A 16,438-nucleotide genomic window follows, 5' to 3' on the forward strand; every position below is an offset into this window, starting at 1 on the left:
GAGAAGTTGGTGTTTTCTGATACTGATAAAAAGGATAAGTATAACATGAAGAAGTTTGACAATGTAGAATACGATGTGGATGGACTGGTGTCTCTTGCAGAGTTTAAGAGATTTGGCAGCCAGTTATACCATCTGATGGATGAACCGGTTCTGATCAGCGTAAATATCCGCAATCTGAAATATTTTAATGAAGTTTATGGATATACCTGTGGAGATGAACTGATCGTAAAAATGATTCGTTATTTTTGTATAGATGATGATGATTGTTGGCTTGCTGCAAAATACTATGCGGATCACTTGATTATCTTAACGGAAGGCTACGGTGTTCCAGAACGTTTTCTGAAGGCGAGACTCCAGATGGCAATTCAGAAATTTATGAAAACGATTAATGAAGAATACCCGATGTCAAAGGTGCACATCAGTTGCGGAGCATATATTATGAGACCAAACGATACGTTTCAGTATGCAATTGATAATGCCAGGTATGCAATGAAGAGTATCACACATAAATATGTGGATGTGATTGCTGTTTATTCAGATGAATTGCGAAACAGAACATTGAAAGAGGCAAGTGTGATCCCAAGTTTTGAGAATGCACTTGAGAATAATAAGATCCGGCTTTTCCTGCAGCCGAAGTTTTCAATTGATGAACAGAAGGTTGTTGGAGCGGAAGCGTTATCCCGCATTGAAGATGAACATGGAAATGTAATGTCACCCAATGTCTACGTTCCTGTTCTTGAGTCTGCGGAACTGATCACACAACTGGATTTTCAGATGATCATTCTTGTGCTTGAACAGATGAAACAGTGGAAGGAAGATTATGGAGAATTGCTTGAGGTATCCGTAAATCTTTCCCGCGCGGATTTTATGGTTCCTGGATTCCTTCAGAAAGTGGACCAACTGGTAGAAAGCTATCAGATCCCAAAGAAATACCTTGAGTTTGAGATTACGGAAACCATGTTTTGTGAGGATTTACAGAGAATCATTCAGAAGGTTACCTGGCTTAGAATGAAAGGTTACCGGATCAGTATGGATGATTTTGGAACCGGATATAATTCTCTCTATATCCTGGGAAGAATCCCGACAAACGTTGTAAAATTTGACCGTGCGTTTGTTGTGAACAGTCTTCAGAACTGTCAGGGAATTGAGATTATGAGAAGTCTTGTGGAGATGTTCCAGAGAATCAATCTGGATGTAATCTGTGAAGGCGTTGAGACCAGTGAGGAAGAGAAGATCGTTCAGGAATGTGGCTGTAATATGATTCAGGGATATCTGTACGATAAACCGATTTCAGTACGCGAATTTGAAAGAAAGTATATTCAGAGAGTAAGAAAGAAATGTTCCTGTGTATAATAAAAACCAGTAAATGGAATTCCCATTTACTGGTTTTTTAGTGGATAAAAGCAATTTGTTTTATCCAATTACTTTACGAATAGATTCCAGAACACGTTCTGGCTGGAAAGGCTTTACAATGAAATCTTTTGCACCAGCTTGGATCGCATCGATAACCATAGCCTGCTGACCCATTGCAGAGCACATGACGCATACTGCATTTGGATCGGATTCTTTGATTTCTTTTAATGCCTGAAGACCATCTTTATTTGGCATGGTGATATCAAGTGTGACGAGATCTGGTTTCAGTTCTGCATATTTTGCCACAGCTTCATTGCCATCGCCAGCTTCACCGGCGATTTCATATCCTCCTTTAGTAAGAATATCTTTGAGCATCATTCTCATAAATGCTGCATCGTCAACGATTAAAACGCTTGCCATATTCATTTCCTCCTAATGATTTAAAATCTGTTGTACAATACTGATTGGATATAACTGAAGAAGACTGCTGTCGATCAGATTATCTACGGTCAGGTGGAATGTGACCTTTAAAATGTCTGTTCCGTTACATAATTCTTCCGGTATATCAAAGGATTTCTCATAATTGGAATTGATGAGAGGTGTTCCAATATCGGTTGGTTTGTTCAAAAGTGTTGCCATGGAAGTGGCGATTGTGCCACACATCTGATTCATTGCCTCTGAAATTGCCGATAAGGTGAGTGGATCCAGTGCAAGATTGGAAACATCTTTACCATCACCGCCCATCATGAGATTGGCAATTACAAGTGCATCGTGTTCCTGAAGAATCATAAGATTCGTGCCATCTAATCCTTTGGTGTAAGGAACTTTGATCAGAATCCGGTCTTTCGCTGTCAGAGCATCCTCTTTACTCAGGACTTCAACGACAGGTGTTGTAATGTTTGTTGCACGGTTCAATATCATACTTAATGCTGTAGCAGCATTTCCAGTGCAGATATTGGCGATTTCTCCAATGATATCTGCCTGCTCCAAAGTTATATTTTTCACTCAATCCCCTCCTGTAGTACCTATTACCTAACTTATTATATCAAATAATTGGCAGTTAATAAAGAAGTATTTGTTTTTTTCGACAAAAGAAGATATTATAATACTATAGGAGATGACAAAGGAGTGTGAGTCAATGGGAATACATGAATATCAGGAAGCATTAAAGCTTGGCAGAAAAGAATATAAATCATCTGTCGCAAAGGGACGGTTTCCGTATCTTCCTGTGTTGGATGAAATCATTAATAATGATATGATACAGACAGAGAAGTATCTGGGGCTGATGAACATTCCGCTGGATCACGTGGTTGGTACCAGTACGATGGGGAGAACACAGGCATTTGCAGATAATTTTATGCCGATTCTGGATTATGGTACGGAATTTTCCGTAAAATGGTCCAATCTTGCAGATGCACAGGTGACAGAGGGGATTCGTGATCCAATCGAAGTATACGAATACATGAACCGTTATTATGTGGTTGAGGGCAATAAAAGGGTAAGCGTGCTGAAATATTATGAAGCATTTGCAATTTCCGCGTTTGTTACAAGAAAGATACCGAAACTGACGGATGACGAAGATGTAAGGCACTATTATGAATTTATGAAATTCAGTGATATATCAGGATTGAATACGGTTGAATTTACAAAAGAAGGAAGTGCAGAACGTCTGCTTTCACTTGTTGGGGTACAGGGAAAGTGGGATGATCTCACAAGAGAGAAGTTTAACAAAGTGCTGTTTCATTTTGAACGTGCATATCGTTTTAACGGTGGAGATAAACTTCCGATTACAATGGGAGATGCAATCCTGTGCTTTATTAATATTTTTGGATTTGAAGCTGCACTTAATATGAGTGATAAAGAATACAACGATAATGTAGTGAAATCGTGGAATGAATTTATCATGCTGACAGAGAAACACAGTGTTGATCTGGTTCTTGATCCGAAACAGGAAAAGGCACCGGAAAAACGGAAACTCTGGAGTTACTTTTTACCTTCTACCACAAAGAAAGTTAAGGTTGCATTTTTATATCCGAAATCACCGGAAACATCGGACTGGATCTATGCACATGAACTGGGACGGACATATCTCGAGGAGACTTTCCCGGATGAAGTCAGTACGATCTGCGTGAATGATGTAAATGAACAGAATATTGCACAGGTACTGGAGTCTGTGATAGCACAGGGAGCTACGATTATATTTGGAGTTGCCCCGCAGATGATGAAACAGAGCCTGAAAGCTGCGATTGAACATCCGGAAGTTAAGATTCTGAACTGTTCGCTGAATACCCCACATCGTTATATCCGCACGTATTATGCACGTATGTATGAGGCGAAATTTATATCCGGACTGATTGCAGGAGCAATGGCTGAAAATGACAAGATTGGATATATTGCAGATTATCCGATTTATGGAATGACTGCGAATATCAACGCATTTGCCCTTGGTGCAGCCTGTGTAAATCCAAGAGCAAAGATTTATCTGGAATGGTCTACAAGAAAAGGATATGACCTGGATACGTTTATCAAAGAGAACGATATTCACTATATTTCCAATCAGGATATGATTACACCACAGAGTGCATCGAGACAGTTTGGCATCTATCGGATTGAGAATGGTGTGACGACCAACCTTGCAATGCCACTCTGGAACTGGGGAATTTTCTATGAGAAGATGATACGAAGCATCATGGAAGGCAATTACCAGAACGAAGAGAATGGCGAGCGTAAAGCTTTAAATTACTGGTGGGGAATGTCGGCAGGTGTTATTGACCTGATCTGCTCCAACAATGTTCCAACGGGTGTACGACGTCTGGTGGGACACTTCAAAAACGATATCTGTTCCGGATCGATCGTTCCGTTTTATGGAGAAATCCATTCACAGGATGGCACATTGAAGAATCGGGAAGGGCAGGAGATGAAGCCGGAGAAGATCATGAAAATGGATTGGCTTGTAGAAAATGTAATCGGAAGGATTCCTGCAATCGGCGAACTTGTTGACGATGCACATTCGGTTGTTGCATTAAAGGGTGTAGAGGAAACAAAATAAGAATGAAGATACTGTGTATAGCGGATGAGGAGTACAAAACTTACTGGGACTTCTTTTCCAAAGATGACTTTAAGGATATTGATCTGATTATTTCCTGTGGCGATCTGAAAGCATCGTATTTATCGTTCCTGACGACTATGACATCGATTCCGGTGCTTTATATCAGGGGGAATCACGATGACAGTTATAAAACAGATCCACCACAGGGATGTATCTGCATCGAAGATGATATTTTTTCATTTCAGGGAGTACGGATACTTGGACTTGGCGGCTCACAGCGGTATAAGCAGGGCATCAACCAGTATACGGAACGGGAGATGCGTAAACGGATTACAAAATTGAAGTTTAAATTATGGTTTCACAGAGGTTTTGATATTCTGGTAACGCATTCACCAGCCAGAGGGTTTCATGATGGAACCGATTTATGTCATCAGGGATTTCAGGTTTTTCTGACATTGATCGATAAATATCGTCCGAAATATTTTGTGCATGGTCATGTTCATTTGTCCTATGGAAGACAATTCCAGAGAGAAGATATGATCGGAGATACCAAGGTAATCAATGCATATGAGAAATACATCATTGAAATATAGAGCTACATAATTTAAAATGACGGAAAAGGGAGGCAGCCGGTTATGGATATAGGTTTTACGGCAGATGAGTTATATTATCTGCATGTACGGAATGGAGAGTATGTTCTTTCGGAGGATACTCCGGAAAATGTGGCATCGGATATCCGTAAGAAATTTGAGGCACTGAATGAAGGCGTGCCGAATTATATTCAAGGTTAAAAAGGGGGACTTAGACGGGGAGGAACAAAACCCGGTCTAAGTCCTTATATTGTCGTGGAAAGGATGAGACTATGAAAAAAAGAAATAACGTTTGGAAAATGCGGATCATCATGTTCCTCTTCCTGTTATGTGTGGTTTTTGTCGCAATTGGCGTTTTCCTTGCGAATCCCGGATTTGCATGTATCGGTGGAATTTTTGGCCTGATCGGTCTGTTTGTGATCGTTGAGATTAAAAGCAGGGAATGATAAAGCAGGAAATGTGCTTTTAAGATAAAAAGAAAACCCTTGATTAAATCAAGGGTTTGAAAAAAGCTGATGACGGGAATCGGACCCGTGACCTCTTCATTACCAATGAAGTGCTCTACCCCTGAGCCACATCAGCATCACTTGCTTCCGCAATTACGTCAGCTCATTTAATATACTATAGCAGACATAAAATGTCAATATGAATTTTGTGTTTTGTATAAAAAATTCTTACATTTTCAAAGAAAGGCAGGAACAATACAAATGGAAACAATGAAAGATTTTGAAAAGGAAATAGAGGCTTCTTTTCGGCAGATCAAAGAAGGAGATATCATTACAGGAACGGTTATTGATGTGAATGAAGAAGAGGTAACTCTGGATCTGAAATATTATACGCAGGGAATTATCAAAGTCGAGAATTTAAGCAATGATCCGGATTTTTCCGTAATGGAAGAAATCCATCCGGGAGATGAGATTGAGGCGACTGTTATCAATATGGATGATGGAAACGGTAATATGGAATTATCCAAAAAAGAAGCCAACGATATGCTTGCGTGGGACAAACTGGAAGAAATGAAAGAAAATGATACGGTCGTATCTGTGCGTATAAAAGAAAGTGTTCCAAGCGGTGTGGTTGCATATCTTGAAGGAATCCGTGCATTTATCCCGGCATCACAGATTTGCAGTGATTATGTGGAAAATACAGATGCATGGATCGGAAAAACAGTAGATGTCCGCGTGATTACGGTGGAACCGGAAAAAGAGAAGTTAGTATTATCCGGTAAAGCAGTTGCGAGAGAACGTGAAGAAGAACAGAGAAATCATAAGATTTCCATGCTTGTTCCTGGATCAATCGTAGAAGGAACCATAGAGTCGATTATGCCATACGGAGCATTTGTGAATCTTGGAAATGGAATCAGCGGGCTGGTGCATATCTCACAGATCTGTCAGAAAAGAATTGCATCCCCACATGAGGAGGTAAAAGAAGGACAGAAAGTCAAGGTAAAGATTATAAATACAAATGATAACAAGGTCAGCCTCAGTATGAAAGCGCTGGAAGAAGAAATGGTCGATACGGAGGATGCCGGAGATGTAGAAGAGTACACATCCGATGAGACCGCATCGACAAGTCTTGGAGATCTTCTTTCAAAGTTAAAATTATAATTCTTCGCTGTTGTAATAGCCGAGAACCTTGGAAACATAATTCTGGGTCTCGGTAAATGGCGGGATTCCGCCATATTTGTTAACGTTATTGCTTCCGGCATTGTAAGCTGCAAGAGCAAGGGAGGTATCTCCCTGATACTGCTGTAAAAGCTGAGAAATATATTTGGCACCGCCAAGAATATTCTCTCTTGCATCATATGCATTGGAGACTCCGAGGCTGGAAGCAGTAGCAGGCATAAGCTGCATGATACCCATTGCACCGGAATGACTGGTTGCATCCGACTGGAAAGAGGATTCGGTTTTGGCGATGGATTTTAATAAACGTTCGTCAACCCCGTAAGTCTCAGAGGCTTCCTTAAAATAGGCTTCCAGTTCTGCAGGACAATTCAGTGATGCGGAAGTGACAGGTGCAGTCTGGGATGAAATGCTGTATGGTTCAGAAGACACAGTGACCGAAGAAGCAGGCGAAGCCGTTGCAGAAAAAGCTTTCTGATCCGCCTGAATTGTTTCGAGGGCGGAAGCTGCTGCGTTCAGTGCTGCTTCAAACTGGTTCAGGACTTCTTGTTTTTTGGAATTGGCAATTGCTTCTTTCTGTTGCTGAAGCAATGTCTGATCAATATAAGGCAGAATTGTAATACTCACAATCACTGCTCCTTTCTTACTATATGTATGATTCATTATCACATCACGCCAAGTATAACATATTTTCTCAGGAACGAACAGGAAAAATACGCAAAAAAACTTGAATTTCCGAAAAATATGTTGTAGCATAGTGAAAGCAAAGTATTTAGCATGATAAAGTATAAAAGCGAACAGAAGATTCGATATGGGAGGAATATATGAAGAAGACACCGTTTGTAACGAAAGAACAGGTTGAGGAGATCGTAAAGACCTATCCAACACCGTTTCATTTATATGATGAGAAAGGCATTCGGGAGAATGCAAAAGCAGTAAAGGAAGCATTTGCATGGAATCCTGGATTCCGTGAGTATTTTGCCGTGAAAGCAACTCCAAATCCATACCTGCTTAAGATTCTGCAGGAATATGACTGTGGATGTGACTGTTCTTCCTATACGGAACTGATGCTTGCAAAATCAACTGGGTTTTCCGGAGATCACATTATGTTTTCTTCCAATGATACACCGCCACAGGAATTTGCTTACTGCAATAAGCTTGGTGGAATTATCAATCTGGATGACTTTACACATATTCAGATTTTAGAGGATACACTGGGATATATTCCAGAGACGATCAGCTGCCGTTATAATCCGGGCGGAGTGTTCCAGATGAGCAATGGAATCATGGACAACCCTGGAGATGCCAAGTATGGTATGACCAAGGAGCAGATTATTGAGGCATACAAGATCTTAAAGGCAAAGGGTGCCAAGAAGTTCGGAATTCATGCATTCCTTGCAAGTAATACGGTAACAAATGAGTATTATCCGCAGCTTGCAAAACAGCTGTTTGAACTGGTAGTAGAATTAAAAGAAAAGACAGGATGCGATATCAAGTTTGTCAATCTTTCCGGTGGAGTCGGAATCCCGTATACTCCGGACAAAGAGCCGAATGATATCCGTGTGATTGGCGAAGGCGTTCATAAAGTATATGATGAAGTTCTGGTTCCGGCTGGTATGGGAGATGTGGCAATCTACTCCGAGATGGGAAGATTTATGATGGGACCATATGGCTGCCTTGTGACAAAGGCAATTAACCAGAAACACATCTACAAAGAGTACATTGGTGTAGATGCATGTGCAGTAAACCTTATGAGACCTGCAATTTATGGCGCATATCATCATATTACGGTACTTGGAAAAGAAGATGCACCATGTGATCACAAATATGATGTGACAGGTTCCCTGTGCGAGAACTGTGACAAGTTTGCAGTTGACAGAATGCTTCCTGAGATTGAGATGGGAGATTATCTGGTAATTCATGATACCGGAGCACATGGATTCTCCATGGGATACAATTACAATGGTAAACTGAAATCGGCAGAACTGCTTCTGAAAGAGGATGGTTCCGTACAGCTTATCCGAAGAGCAGAAACACCGAAAGATTATTTTGCAACATTTGACTGTTTTGATGATATCCATATTACTGAATAGCATATTGACGAAGAAAAACACCATCCAGACCGGATGGTGTTTTTATATATAAAAAAGCAGATAACGGGAATCGCAAGTCGCAAATTTACATGGTTTTTTAGCTATTTTTGGCTGAAAAATATATAAATTAGGCTTGTTTTCCCCGTTATTTTTTTATATATACAATTTTATAGTATCATTTTAGTATCATAAATAAGAGTTATTTTTACACAACTTTTCCAGTTTTTCCGCTACCTCTATCTGCTTGGAAGGGAACAAATGGGAGTAAATGTTAAGTGTTGTTGATACGTTTTCATGACCAAGTCTTTCCGACACCAGAAGCGCTGAAAAGCCAAGCTCAATTAACAGGCTCGCATGTGAATGCCTTATATCGTGGAGTCGTATACGCTTTATATTGGCCTGCTTTGTATGTTCTTCCATTAGACGGGCATAGGTTGAATGAGAAGCCGTGAACAGGCGTATATCACCCTCTAAACCGTATATGCGATTCTCATATTCCCGTATAACTGCAGATAGGAATGGTGGAATTGTGATTGTCCGGTTGGCTTTCTGTGTCTTTGGCGTTGTAACAACACCCTGGCCATTGATTAGATGATAGGTTTTGTTAATGGTTATAGTGTTCGCATTAAGATCCACATCAGCAGCAGTGAGGGCTTCCAGTTCTCCTATACGCATTCCGCAGTAGTAGAGTATAAGGAATGCCACATAATAAGGGCTCGACTTGTCAAACGTACTTATGAATTTATCAAACTCATCTTTGGTCCAGAAGTTCAGACTGCGTGCTTTCTTTCCTACTGTATTCCCCGCAATATGGCAAGGATTGACCGCAAGCCCATAAAAGCGCACTGCAAAGTTAAACATGCTTGACAGCTCCATAACAAGGTTTTGCATATAACCAGCGGATAAAGGGGCATTATTAGCATTCTTAGATTCTTTTAAGGTTGCTTGCCATTTTCTTACATCCGGTGCACTGATTTCATTGATGGGTTGCGTATTGAAGTATGGCAATATCCAAGTATTGATCCGGTTCTTTTTCGTTTCGTAGGTGATTTTCTTTGTGTGTGCCTGCTTATCTTCGAGATATAGCTCTGCAAGCGTTCTGAAAGGCATAGAGGGCTGTGCTGCTTGCTTTGTGATAAATTCATGCTCCCATTCTTTGGCTTCTCGTTGCAGCTTAAACCCGCGCTTCATTTTCTGTTTCTTTGTCCCGGTATAGTCCTGATAGTATAGTTTCACGTACCAGGTGTTTGTTTTTTCATCGTGATATATTGGCATATTATTACCTCTTTTCTATATCTCTGGCGGCGATGTAGTAAAAGAGATAGGTATTGATTTTTTTGTGCCTTATACGTATAATATACTTAACAGGAAAGCCGATAGATAGGTACCAGCTATCTACTCCGGCGAATATCAAGTTATAAAATAACCGTCAGTTCTTACCAGGAGCAGGACGGTTATTTTTTATGTCTAAAATCTCTTACAAGTGTAACAATAGCACATATCATTATCACAAACGTGAACAGATCTGAATATGTAACCATCGGCATCATCCCCTTCACAGGCTCGGAGTAGATGCAACCGTTCCCCGGCTTCCCTATTAAGTATATTATATTGTCAATGTGATAAATTCTGCCGGGGTGAATATTTGCTTTGGCAACCAAGGAAAAACTTCCCACGTTGTGAACCGGAGCAATACTGCGCTCGTTGTCGGTGTGTCCAGGTTTGGACAGATCAGTCAAAAAGCAATATTGGTTCGGTCACCCCGTACTTTTTTATGCAGGGTTTTACTCAATTTTGAGTACGCTTATTTTCGTCATTTTTGGCGATAAGTTACCTTCGGCAGCGCAGTTTTAAGGGTGCGAATTGTACGCACACCCTTTGGACAACCCGCTCAAATCTGAGTGGCTTCATTCCATTTTCGGAAGAAAGGACTGCCCAGAGCAATATTGCACCCGGCTAGTCCTTGTCCGGTTTGGTATATCGTGGAATTTCGGTTAATTCCTGTACGCGTTTATGAGCTTCTTTTTTTCCTAAAAAATTTAGCGAATCATATGCAGATGATATCTGCATAAACATTTCATCGGTTTTTAAGGATTCCGCTATATATGAGCTTAATTCAGAATCTTTATTTTTTAGATACTTTACCACTCTATCTTTAACCTCTTTACGATCTGCATCAGTTTCAGCGCATAAATAATCGTAAAAAGGAAAATCCTCATCAGACGTAACATCATCTAAGAGGTCATATATAGGAATTCCGCTGGCTTCGCATATTTTTTTTAAAATAGTTGTATCAACTTTTTTGCTGTCTCGTCGTATTATTGCATATAAAGTGTTAGTTGAAACGCCACTTTTTCTTGATAGTTCGGCAACGGTCATATCTATGTCCTTCAGTGCAATTTGCAAATTTCTTCCTATGGCCAATGGTAAACACCTCACTTTCTATTAATTATTAAACCATAAAAACTTGCATTTGTATATAAAAAACTTGCATTTGTACAAAAAACTATTGACAATCTTGCAAATGCACAGTAACATATAATCAAATCTTGCAAGTGCAAGAAATAATTAAGGAGGATAAAACAGTGAAAGTAAGCAAAAAGAAAGTAGAAATCGCAATGGCACGTGCAAAACTTAACCGTAATGACTTAGCAGAAAAAGCAAAAATGTCAGTGAACACAATTTGTACTGTGTATTCAAGAGGTACATGCAAGCCGGGAACCGTTGGAAGAATAGCGGAAGCTCTTGGTGTAGACGTAACAGAAATTTTAGAGGACTAAAAGCCTGGCGGCGATGTAGTAAGAGAGAAAGGAGCAACTTATGAGCAAAGAAGAAAAAGCGAAAATTATTCTGAAAGAAGTCAACGATGAATATACGTTATCATCATATATGGAAGATGATATTCTGAGAGGCATCATTAAGGCTCTTACGATTATCGAGAAAAGAGAAAAAACGGAGGGATAAGAACATATGGAAGGCGAAAAAAGATTTTTGACTGCCACAGACGTGTCACAGATTATGGAATGCAGCGTAAGCAGGGCATATACAATTATACGTCAGTTGAATGATGAAATGACCAGCAAGGGCTACATTGTGAATCGTGGCAAGATTAATGCAAAATATTTCTATGAGCGTGTCTATGACGGAAAGGGGGTAGCATGTGAATAATGGCGAGTAGGAGGATGTTTAGCTCCAGGGTGACGGAGTCAACGAGATTTTTAAAAATGCCGGCAACCTCTCAAAATCTGTACTTTCATTTAGGAATGCATGCCGATGATGATGGAGTTGTTGAAGCATATCCTGTAATGTGTTCAATAGGGGCATCAGAGGATGATCTGAGAGTGATAATCTCAAAAGGATTTGCAACGTTGCTTAATAGTGATATGGTCACATTCTTAAATGATTGGCTTGAAAATAATAATATTAGAGCTGATCGAAAAGTTGATAGTATTTACAAAGAGCTGCTGTTGGAAATAGTACCAGATGCTATGTTAAAAGAATCAAAACCATCGTATTACTCACGAGTAAAGTCTATTTGTCAGACAAATGACGGTCAAGTGTCTGGCAAATGTCTGGCAAATGTCCGCATAGGTAAGTATAGGTTAGATAAGGAAAGTAAAGATAATAAACTATGTGCATCTGACGCTGCACCAAAAGCGAGCAAAGCTGACATTGATGAGTTTTTTGAAAAGATCTGGAAGTTATACCCAAATAAAAAAGGAAAAGGGCAGATTAGCGCTTCCAAGAAAAAAGCATTGTTTGAAATCGGTTATGATGAGTTGAGCCGGGCAATCAAACGGTATACGAATGATCTTTCCAAGGATGAATGGAGAAAGCCTCAGAACGGCAGCACATTCTTTAACAGTGGGTACGTAGATTATCTGGATGCAAACTATACAGAGCCTGTAACAGAATGCGAAGAGGAAGGAGACCGGTCTATATATCAAGACAGTGATGAATATGAAAAATTATGGAAAGAACTTGGATATAAGTAAAGAGGAATTGTCTAGGGAGCGTATAGAACAGCATGATGGGAAAATGTGTGATCTTGTAGCTTATCAGGTAAAGGATTACGGTTATGCAGAATATATCGAGAATAGGGAGATCAGTAACGGAGAGTTCAGAAGATCACGTTCCCTTATACCCTTTAATTACTTAGATGCCACAATGAAAAAATTCCGATGGGACCTGTATGGAGAGAATGTTTCATCCCAAGAAAGGATAGCGCAATCATTTATTGAACAGTTCGGAGAGTACCGGAGGAAGGGCAAAGGATTGTATATTTTCTCCAAGACAAAGGGTAGTGGAAAAACGTTGCTGGCGTGCTGTCTTGCTAATGGTGTTATGGAGTATGTGGATATATGCGTAAAATTTATATCGGTGCCGGAGCTTCTCGAAATGACAAAGAAAAGTTATAAAGACTTTATTGAAAAAGAAGACATTGAGAAGATATGGGCAGCAGAGTTGTTGATTCTGGATGATCTTGGAGCAGAAACGAAAAAAGAATGGATTGATACGGAATTATTCAAGCTGATTGATTACAGATACTCAAATAAAAAGGTCACGATCTTTACCAGTAATATTCCAATAGATAAGCTGAAGCTGAATGAACGCATCGTTGACCGGATCTTTAGTATGTGTATAAAACTGGATTTGCCGGAGAAATCGATCAGGACCATACAGGCACACGATGAAAACATGGATTTTCTAAAGAACATAATGAAAAATGCCCAGGACGGTGCTGCAACACCATCACAGGGCAATGTAACACAATAACCACAGAAAAGTCCGGTTACGTCTGCATTATAGCAGATTCCGGCAGAAAGAGGAACATATGGATAATAAAAATTTTGAAGAAATAATGGATGCATTCCATGATGCAAATAATTTACTTGAAATGTGCTATGGATATGCGCAGTCTGACACACCTGTAATGAAATCTCTCACAGAGAGCTTATATCTGATTAAGCTCAAGTATGATAGCATTTACCAGCTATTGACAAAGTAGGGGAATACGTAAGTGCGAATAAATGCCATAGGAGGAGAAAAATGACAGAAAGAGAATTTTACATATCAATTGTTCCGGAAGTTGCAGAGATAGTTCTGCATCTTAAAAGATTACCAAAAGAAGATCAGGAACAGATCAAAGAAGAAATGATGAATGCATGTGCAGACAGACCGGCGGCACAGAAATTCATGGAAAAGCTATGGATCACAATCGGTTCATGCCTGAAAGAAGGTGCTGTATGATACAGACAGGGGGCAGGCAGTGTATGCTTACCCTCGAATATGAAAAAGAAGAACAGCTTACTACCGTGCTGCAGTTTCTGGATCCGATCCTAGTTGAGCATACAGAAATCATTGTTCCATTTCAAGGGAAGCGATCAGAAATTATAATACAAGCATAGAGCGGTAATGCTCTGAATGAAACAAAGCCCTCGACACATAAAAGCCTATACCGAGCAAAGAAGTAATAAAATGCCTGGCATAGGCTTTTTTAATTGAAAAGCACTATATGCAATAAAAATGGAAAAACATATGAAATAATGCTATCATATAAGAGAAAAAGAAAGAAAATACGAGGTACAACAGGGGGAGCATATGGATAGAAGAATGATAGAAGCCAGGCTGAAACGTCTCGAAAAGGCCTTTGCAAATGATTTGCCAATAGTTGACGCAAAATACCAGAATGGGGAAATGAAGCGATTTTATGGCACGCCACCAATTGAGGATCTGTTAAATGCAGATAATCCCATCATAGAAACAGCGGGAAGTGATTTTGCGGAGCTGATTAATGCCATATTGCATCCGCTGCCGAATAGAGACATAGATGAACTGGAGCAGCCAGAAGAGAGGGAAGAGGATGAAAAAGGAAAAGACTAAAGAGATTATTATAGCGGGGTTACTGGCTCATACGACAATTACTGCAACTGCTGAGGCAACCGGGATCAGTGAGGCAACGATATATCGTTATTTGAGAAATGAGGAATTCAAAAAGGAATATGACGGAAAACGCAGGGCAATGCTTGCAGATAATTGTCATAGATTACAGGCAAACATGGAAAAAGCGGTAAATGAGCTTGTGGCAGTGATCGATGATAAAGGTAATTCCACACAGGTAAGGCTCAATGCTATTGATATGCTGCTCCGACATACTTATAGATTGACAGAGCAGGTTGATATATTGGATCGTCTTGAAAAATTAGAGGATATAGCAAAATAATAGCAAATTATATAATAACACTATTGATATAACTATAAGTTATGGTAAAATAGTGTTGTGGAATATTGCCATATTTTCCTAACCACAGATACGGGCCAACCTTCTCCTGCCCGGCGATGATTTTGGAATATTCCTGAGCATGAAGAAAAAAGGCTCCGGGGCACGCACCGTGTAAGCGGAATTAGCCTATTTCGGGCGTAAAATGAAAGGAAGGTAAATATTTATGAGCGATTTACAGAATACCTCTACAGAGGGCACACAGACAGGCACAGAAGGGGCACAGCAGAAAACATTTACACAGGATGATGTAAACCGGATCGTGCAGGAAAGACTTGCGAAAGAAAGAAGCAAGGGAAACGACAACGATGAATTAACAAAGAGAGCAGCAGAGCTTGATCTGAGAGAGCGCAAACTCACAGCAAAGGAAAAGCTGAGAGAGAATGGATTGCCGGATTATCTCGTAGATGCTCTTAACATGAATACAGAGGAAGACTTCCAGAAGAGTATGGAAGCAGTATTAAAAATGAAAGGTGAGACCGGAGAGCAACCGAGAGTAATTGGGACGTGTTCTCCAATTGGAGCAGTAGGCGCTGGAGTAAATCCATCTGATCCGGTTCGCAATGCATTCGGTCTGAAATAGGTATATTAAATGGCTATTGAATTAGTAAAGAAATATCTTCCTTATGTGGATGAATTATTCACGCAGGAGAGTAAAAAAAGTTTACTGACAAATAATAATTTCTCGTTTGACGGTGCTCAGTCAGTAAAAATATATAAGGTAAATACCGCAGAAATGTCAGATTATGGTAGAAGCGGTCCAACTGGCAGCAATTGGTCAAGATATGGAGCATTGAAGAGTTTGGACGCTACTACAGAGACGGCGACCCTCACAAAAGATCGTTCCTTTACATTTGTAATCGACAAACTGGATGAAGACCAGACAGGAGGACAGCTTGCAGGAGCTACGGCACTTGCAAGACAGCAAAGAGAAGTCATTATCCCGGAAATTGATAATTATGTATATGGTGTTATGGCGGCAGGAGCCGGGACAAAGCCGGCAGCAGTTAAACTTACAGCAACGAATATTTATGATGAGATTATTAAGGCAAGCGCCGCTCTGGATGATGCTCTTGTACCGGAAGAGGACAGGGTTTTGACAGTAACACCGCAGATTTATCTTCTTATGAAGAAATCTAAAGACATTGTTATGGAAACAGAAATCGGTGCAGATATGAGGAAGAAAGGCGTGATTGCAAACCTTGACGGGGCAGCAGTGCTCAAGATTGCTGCATCAAGACTGCCGGAAGACTTCGGTTTCATGTTGTCTCACAAATCCGCATGTTGTGCACCTACGAGACTTGAAGCGTATAACATGCATCAGGACCCACCAGGAGTCAGCGGAACACTGGTGGAGGGGCGTGTGGTATATGATGCCTATATCTTTGAAAACAAGAAAATGGGTATCTATTATCAGGAAAATTCCGCATCATAAACTGATATTGATTGCA

24 protein-coding genes and 1 tRNA gene are annotated in these 16,438 nt (G+C 40.2%); 19 read left to right on the top strand and 6 right to left on the bottom strand.

Going from position 1 to position 16,438, the window contains the following annotated elements:
• Positions 1 to 45 precede the first annotated feature (45 nt).
• A complete protein-coding gene (locus FYJ75_RS09725; protein WP_154430254.1) occupies positions 46 to 1,353 on the top strand; it encodes an EAL domain-containing protein in 1,308 nt (435 codons plus the stop codon).
• A 60-nt stretch (positions 1,354 to 1,413) separates the two neighbouring features.
• On the opposite strand, the gene FYJ75_RS09730 is transcribed toward FYJ75_RS09725, so the two are convergent.
• Both FYJ75_RS09730 and FYJ75_RS09735 read right to left on the bottom strand, forming a co-directional pair.
• Positions 1,414 to 1,773, bottom strand: coding sequence for a response regulator (locus tag FYJ75_RS09730; RefSeq protein WP_154430255.1), 360 nt, complete (start codon positions 1,771 to 1,773; stop codon positions 1,414 to 1,416).
• Between the two features lie 12 nt (positions 1,774 to 1,785).
• Positions 1,786 to 2,358 (bottom strand): chemotaxis protein CheC, encoded by a 573-nt coding sequence (locus tag FYJ75_RS09735; protein ID WP_328596913.1) that lies wholly within the window; start codon positions 2,356 to 2,358, stop codon positions 1,786 to 1,788.
• 133 nt (positions 2,359 to 2,491) lie between these two features.
• Here FYJ75_RS09735 and FYJ75_RS09740 point away from each other — a divergent pair, with 133 nt between their 5' ends.
• The 4 genes from FYJ75_RS09740 (at position 2,492) to FYJ75_RS09755 (ending at position 5,438) form a co-directional block, all read left to right on the top strand.
• Positions 2,492 to 4,402 (top strand): BMP family ABC transporter substrate-binding protein, encoded by a 1,911-nt coding sequence (locus FYJ75_RS09740; protein ID WP_154430256.1) that lies wholly within the window; start codon positions 2,492 to 2,494, stop codon positions 4,400 to 4,402.
• 2 nt (positions 4,403 to 4,404) lie between these two features.
• Positions 4,405 to 4,995, top strand: a complete 591-nt coding sequence (locus tag FYJ75_RS09745) for a metallophosphoesterase family protein (protein WP_154430257.1) — start codon at positions 4,405 to 4,407, stop codon at positions 4,993 to 4,995.
• A 42-nt stretch (positions 4,996 to 5,037) separates the two neighbouring features.
• Positions 5,038 to 5,193 (top strand): hypothetical protein, encoded by a 156-nt coding sequence (locus FYJ75_RS09750; RefSeq protein WP_154430258.1) that lies wholly within the window; start codon positions 5,038 to 5,040, stop codon positions 5,191 to 5,193.
• A 71-nt stretch (positions 5,194 to 5,264) separates the two neighbouring features.
• Positions 5,265 to 5,438, top strand: a complete 174-nt coding sequence (locus FYJ75_RS09755; RefSeq protein WP_154430259.1) for a hypothetical protein — start codon at positions 5,265 to 5,267, stop codon at positions 5,436 to 5,438.
• A 64-nt stretch (positions 5,439 to 5,502) separates the two neighbouring features.
• Here FYJ75_RS09755 and FYJ75_RS09760 read toward each other — a convergent pair.
• Positions 5,503 to 5,574, bottom strand: a tRNA-Thr gene (locus FYJ75_RS09760).
• A gap of 125 nt (positions 5,575 to 5,699) precedes the next feature.
• Here FYJ75_RS09760 and FYJ75_RS09765 point away from each other — a divergent pair.
• A complete protein-coding gene (locus tag FYJ75_RS09765) occupies positions 5,700 to 6,599 on the top strand; it encodes a S1 RNA-binding domain-containing protein (protein ID WP_154430260.1) in 900 nt (299 codons plus the stop codon).
• On the opposite strand, the gene FYJ75_RS09770 is transcribed toward FYJ75_RS09765, so the two are convergent.
• The gene (locus FYJ75_RS09770) at positions 6,594 to 7,241 is read right to left on the bottom strand and encodes a lytic transglycosylase domain-containing protein (protein ID WP_328596915.1); all 648 of its coding nucleotides are present in this window, start codon (positions 7,239 to 7,241) and stop codon (positions 6,594 to 6,596) included. The genes FYJ75_RS09765 and FYJ75_RS09770 overlap by 6 nt on opposite strands.
• Before the next feature lie 197 nt (positions 7,242 to 7,438).
• On the opposite strand from FYJ75_RS09770, the gene FYJ75_RS09775 reads away from it, so the two are divergent.
• On the top strand, positions 7,439 to 8,707 hold the full coding sequence (locus FYJ75_RS09775) for a diaminopimelate decarboxylase (protein WP_154430262.1): 1,269 nt from the start codon (positions 7,439 to 7,441) through the stop codon (positions 8,705 to 8,707).
• A gap of 186 nt (positions 8,708 to 8,893) precedes the next feature.
• Here the strand turns inward: FYJ75_RS09775 and FYJ75_RS09780 are convergent, their stop codons facing one another.
• Positions 8,894 to 9,982, bottom strand: a complete 1,089-nt coding sequence (locus tag FYJ75_RS09780; protein ID WP_154430263.1) for a site-specific integrase — start codon at positions 9,980 to 9,982, stop codon at positions 8,894 to 8,896.
• Between the two features lie 681 nt (positions 9,983 to 10,663).
• The gene (locus FYJ75_RS09785) at positions 10,664 to 11,131 is read right to left on the bottom strand and encodes a helix-turn-helix domain-containing protein (protein WP_154430264.1); all 468 of its coding nucleotides are present in this window, start codon (positions 11,129 to 11,131) and stop codon (positions 10,664 to 10,666) included.
• Between the two features lie 161 nt (positions 11,132 to 11,292).
• Here FYJ75_RS09785 and FYJ75_RS14515 point away from each other — a divergent pair, with 161 nt between their 5' ends.
• From FYJ75_RS14515 to FYJ75_RS09845, 12 genes are all read left to right on the top strand, one after another.
• Entirely contained in the window at positions 11,293 to 11,487 is a 195-nt protein-coding gene (locus tag FYJ75_RS14515) for a helix-turn-helix domain-containing protein (protein ID WP_154430265.1), read from the top strand.
• Between the two features lie 40 nt (positions 11,488 to 11,527).
• Positions 11,528 to 11,671: a hypothetical protein gene (locus FYJ75_RS09795; RefSeq protein ID WP_154430266.1), complete on the top strand. Its 144-nt coding sequence runs from the start codon at positions 11,528 to 11,530 to the stop codon at positions 11,669 to 11,671.
• A gap of 6 nt (positions 11,672 to 11,677) precedes the next feature.
• Positions 11,678 to 11,875 (top strand): LysR family transcriptional regulator, encoded by a 198-nt coding sequence (locus FYJ75_RS09800; protein ID WP_154430267.1) that lies wholly within the window; start codon positions 11,678 to 11,680, stop codon positions 11,873 to 11,875.
• A 56-nt stretch (positions 11,876 to 11,931) separates the two neighbouring features.
• Positions 11,932 to 12,702, top strand: coding sequence for a hypothetical protein (locus FYJ75_RS14520; RefSeq protein WP_235907070.1), 771 nt, complete (start codon positions 11,932 to 11,934; stop codon positions 12,700 to 12,702).
• Positions 12,668 to 13,483: an ATP-binding protein gene (locus tag FYJ75_RS09810; protein WP_235907071.1), complete on the top strand. Its 816-nt coding sequence runs from the start codon at positions 12,668 to 12,670 to the stop codon at positions 13,481 to 13,483. Before FYJ75_RS14520 ends, FYJ75_RS09810 begins: the two co-directional genes overlap by 35 nt.
• Positions 13,484 to 13,541: 58 nt before the next feature.
• Entirely contained in the window at positions 13,542 to 13,715 is a 174-nt protein-coding gene (locus FYJ75_RS09815; protein WP_154430268.1) for a hypothetical protein, read from the top strand.
• Positions 13,716 to 13,756: 41 nt separating this feature from the next.
• Positions 13,757 to 13,957: a hypothetical protein gene (locus FYJ75_RS09820; protein WP_154430269.1), complete on the top strand. Its 201-nt coding sequence runs from the start codon at positions 13,757 to 13,759 to the stop codon at positions 13,955 to 13,957.
• Positions 13,954 to 14,115 (top strand): hypothetical protein, encoded by a 162-nt coding sequence (locus FYJ75_RS09825; RefSeq protein WP_154430270.1) that lies wholly within the window; start codon positions 13,954 to 13,956, stop codon positions 14,113 to 14,115. Before FYJ75_RS09820 ends, FYJ75_RS09825 begins: the two co-directional genes overlap by 4 nt.
• A gap of 193 nt (positions 14,116 to 14,308) precedes the next feature.
• Positions 14,309 to 14,590: a hypothetical protein gene (locus tag FYJ75_RS09830; protein ID WP_154430271.1), complete on the top strand. Its 282-nt coding sequence runs from the start codon at positions 14,309 to 14,311 to the stop codon at positions 14,588 to 14,590.
• Positions 14,571 to 14,930 carry a phBC6A51 family helix-turn-helix protein gene (locus tag FYJ75_RS09835; RefSeq protein ID WP_195838988.1) on the top strand — a complete coding sequence of 120 codons (360 nt, stop codon included), beginning with the start codon at positions 14,571 to 14,573 and terminating at the stop codon, positions 14,928 to 14,930. The genes FYJ75_RS09830 and FYJ75_RS09835 overlap by 20 nt, the downstream gene beginning before the upstream one ends.
• Before the next feature lie 223 nt (positions 14,931 to 15,153).
• Positions 15,154 to 15,570: a hypothetical protein gene (locus FYJ75_RS09840; protein WP_154430273.1), complete on the top strand. Its 417-nt coding sequence runs from the start codon at positions 15,154 to 15,156 to the stop codon at positions 15,568 to 15,570.
• 9 nt (positions 15,571 to 15,579) lie between these two features.
• Positions 15,580 to 16,422 (top strand): hypothetical protein, encoded by an 843-nt coding sequence (locus FYJ75_RS09845; RefSeq protein WP_154430274.1) that lies wholly within the window; start codon positions 15,580 to 15,582, stop codon positions 16,420 to 16,422.
• Positions 16,423 to 16,438 lie beyond the last annotated feature (16 nt).

Origin of the sequence: Roseburia porci, from assembly GCF_009695765.1 — a bacterium.
GTDB lineage: Bacteria > Bacillota > Clostridia > Lachnospirales > Lachnospiraceae > Roseburia > Roseburia porci.

Bases quoted from the DNA above. Each gene is read 5' to 3' on its own strand.
- FYJ75_RS09775 (WP_154430262.1), top strand. From the start codon at position 7,439: ATGAAGAAGACACCGTTTGTAACGAAAGAACAGGTTGAGGAGATCGTA.
- FYJ75_RS09725 (WP_154430254.1), top strand. From the start codon at position 46: ATGAAGAAGTTTGACAATGTAGAATACGATGTGGATGGACTGGTGTCT.
- FYJ75_RS09780 (WP_154430263.1), bottom strand. From the start codon at position 9,982: ATGCCAATATATCACGATGAAAAAACAAACACCTGGTACGTGAAACTA.
- FYJ75_RS09740 (WP_154430256.1), top strand. From the start codon at position 2,492: ATGGGAATACATGAATATCAGGAAGCATTAAAGCTTGGCAGAAAAGAA.
- FYJ75_RS09830 (WP_154430271.1), top strand. From the start codon at position 14,309: ATGGATAGAAGAATGATAGAAGCCAGGCTGAAACGTCTCGAAAAGGCC.
- FYJ75_RS09800 (WP_154430267.1), top strand. From the start codon at position 11,678: ATGGAAGGCGAAAAAAGATTTTTGACTGCCACAGACGTGTCACAGATT.
- FYJ75_RS09810 (WP_235907071.1), top strand. From the start codon at position 12,668: ATGAAAAATTATGGAAAGAACTTGGATATAAGTAAAGAGGAATTGTCT.
- FYJ75_RS09825 (WP_154430270.1), top strand. From the start codon at position 13,954: ATGATACAGACAGGGGGCAGGCAGTGTATGCTTACCCTCGAATATGAA.
- FYJ75_RS09820 (WP_154430269.1), top strand. From the start codon at position 13,757: ATGACAGAAAGAGAATTTTACATATCAATTGTTCCGGAAGTTGCAGAG.
- FYJ75_RS09845 (WP_154430274.1), top strand. From the start codon at position 15,580: ATGGCTATTGAATTAGTAAAGAAATATCTTCCTTATGTGGATGAATTA.
- FYJ75_RS09750 (WP_154430258.1), top strand. From the start codon at position 5,038: ATGGATATAGGTTTTACGGCAGATGAGTTATATTATCTGCATGTACGG.
- FYJ75_RS09840 (WP_154430273.1), top strand. From the start codon at position 15,154: ATGAGCGATTTACAGAATACCTCTACAGAGGGCACACAGACAGGCACA.
- FYJ75_RS09755 (WP_154430259.1), top strand. From the start codon at position 5,265: ATGAAAAAAAGAAATAACGTTTGGAAAATGCGGATCATCATGTTCCTC.
- FYJ75_RS09815 (WP_154430268.1), top strand. From the start codon at position 13,542: ATGGATAATAAAAATTTTGAAGAAATAATGGATGCATTCCATGATGCA.
- FYJ75_RS09765 (WP_154430260.1), top strand. From the start codon at position 5,700: ATGGAAACAATGAAAGATTTTGAAAAGGAAATAGAGGCTTCTTTTCGG.
- FYJ75_RS09835 (WP_195838988.1), top strand. From the start codon at position 14,571: ATGAAAAAGGAAAAGACTAAAGAGATTATTATAGCGGGGTTACTGGCT.
- FYJ75_RS09745 (WP_154430257.1), top strand. From the start codon at position 4,405: ATGAAGATACTGTGTATAGCGGATGAGGAGTACAAAACTTACTGGGAC.
- FYJ75_RS14520 (WP_235907070.1), top strand. From the start codon at position 11,932: ATGCCGGCAACCTCTCAAAATCTGTACTTTCATTTAGGAATGCATGCC.
- FYJ75_RS09795 (WP_154430266.1), top strand. From the start codon at position 11,528: ATGAGCAAAGAAGAAAAAGCGAAAATTATTCTGAAAGAAGTCAACGAT.
- FYJ75_RS09730 (WP_154430255.1), bottom strand. From the start codon at position 1,773: ATGGCAAGCGTTTTAATCGTTGACGATGCAGCATTTATGAGAATGATG.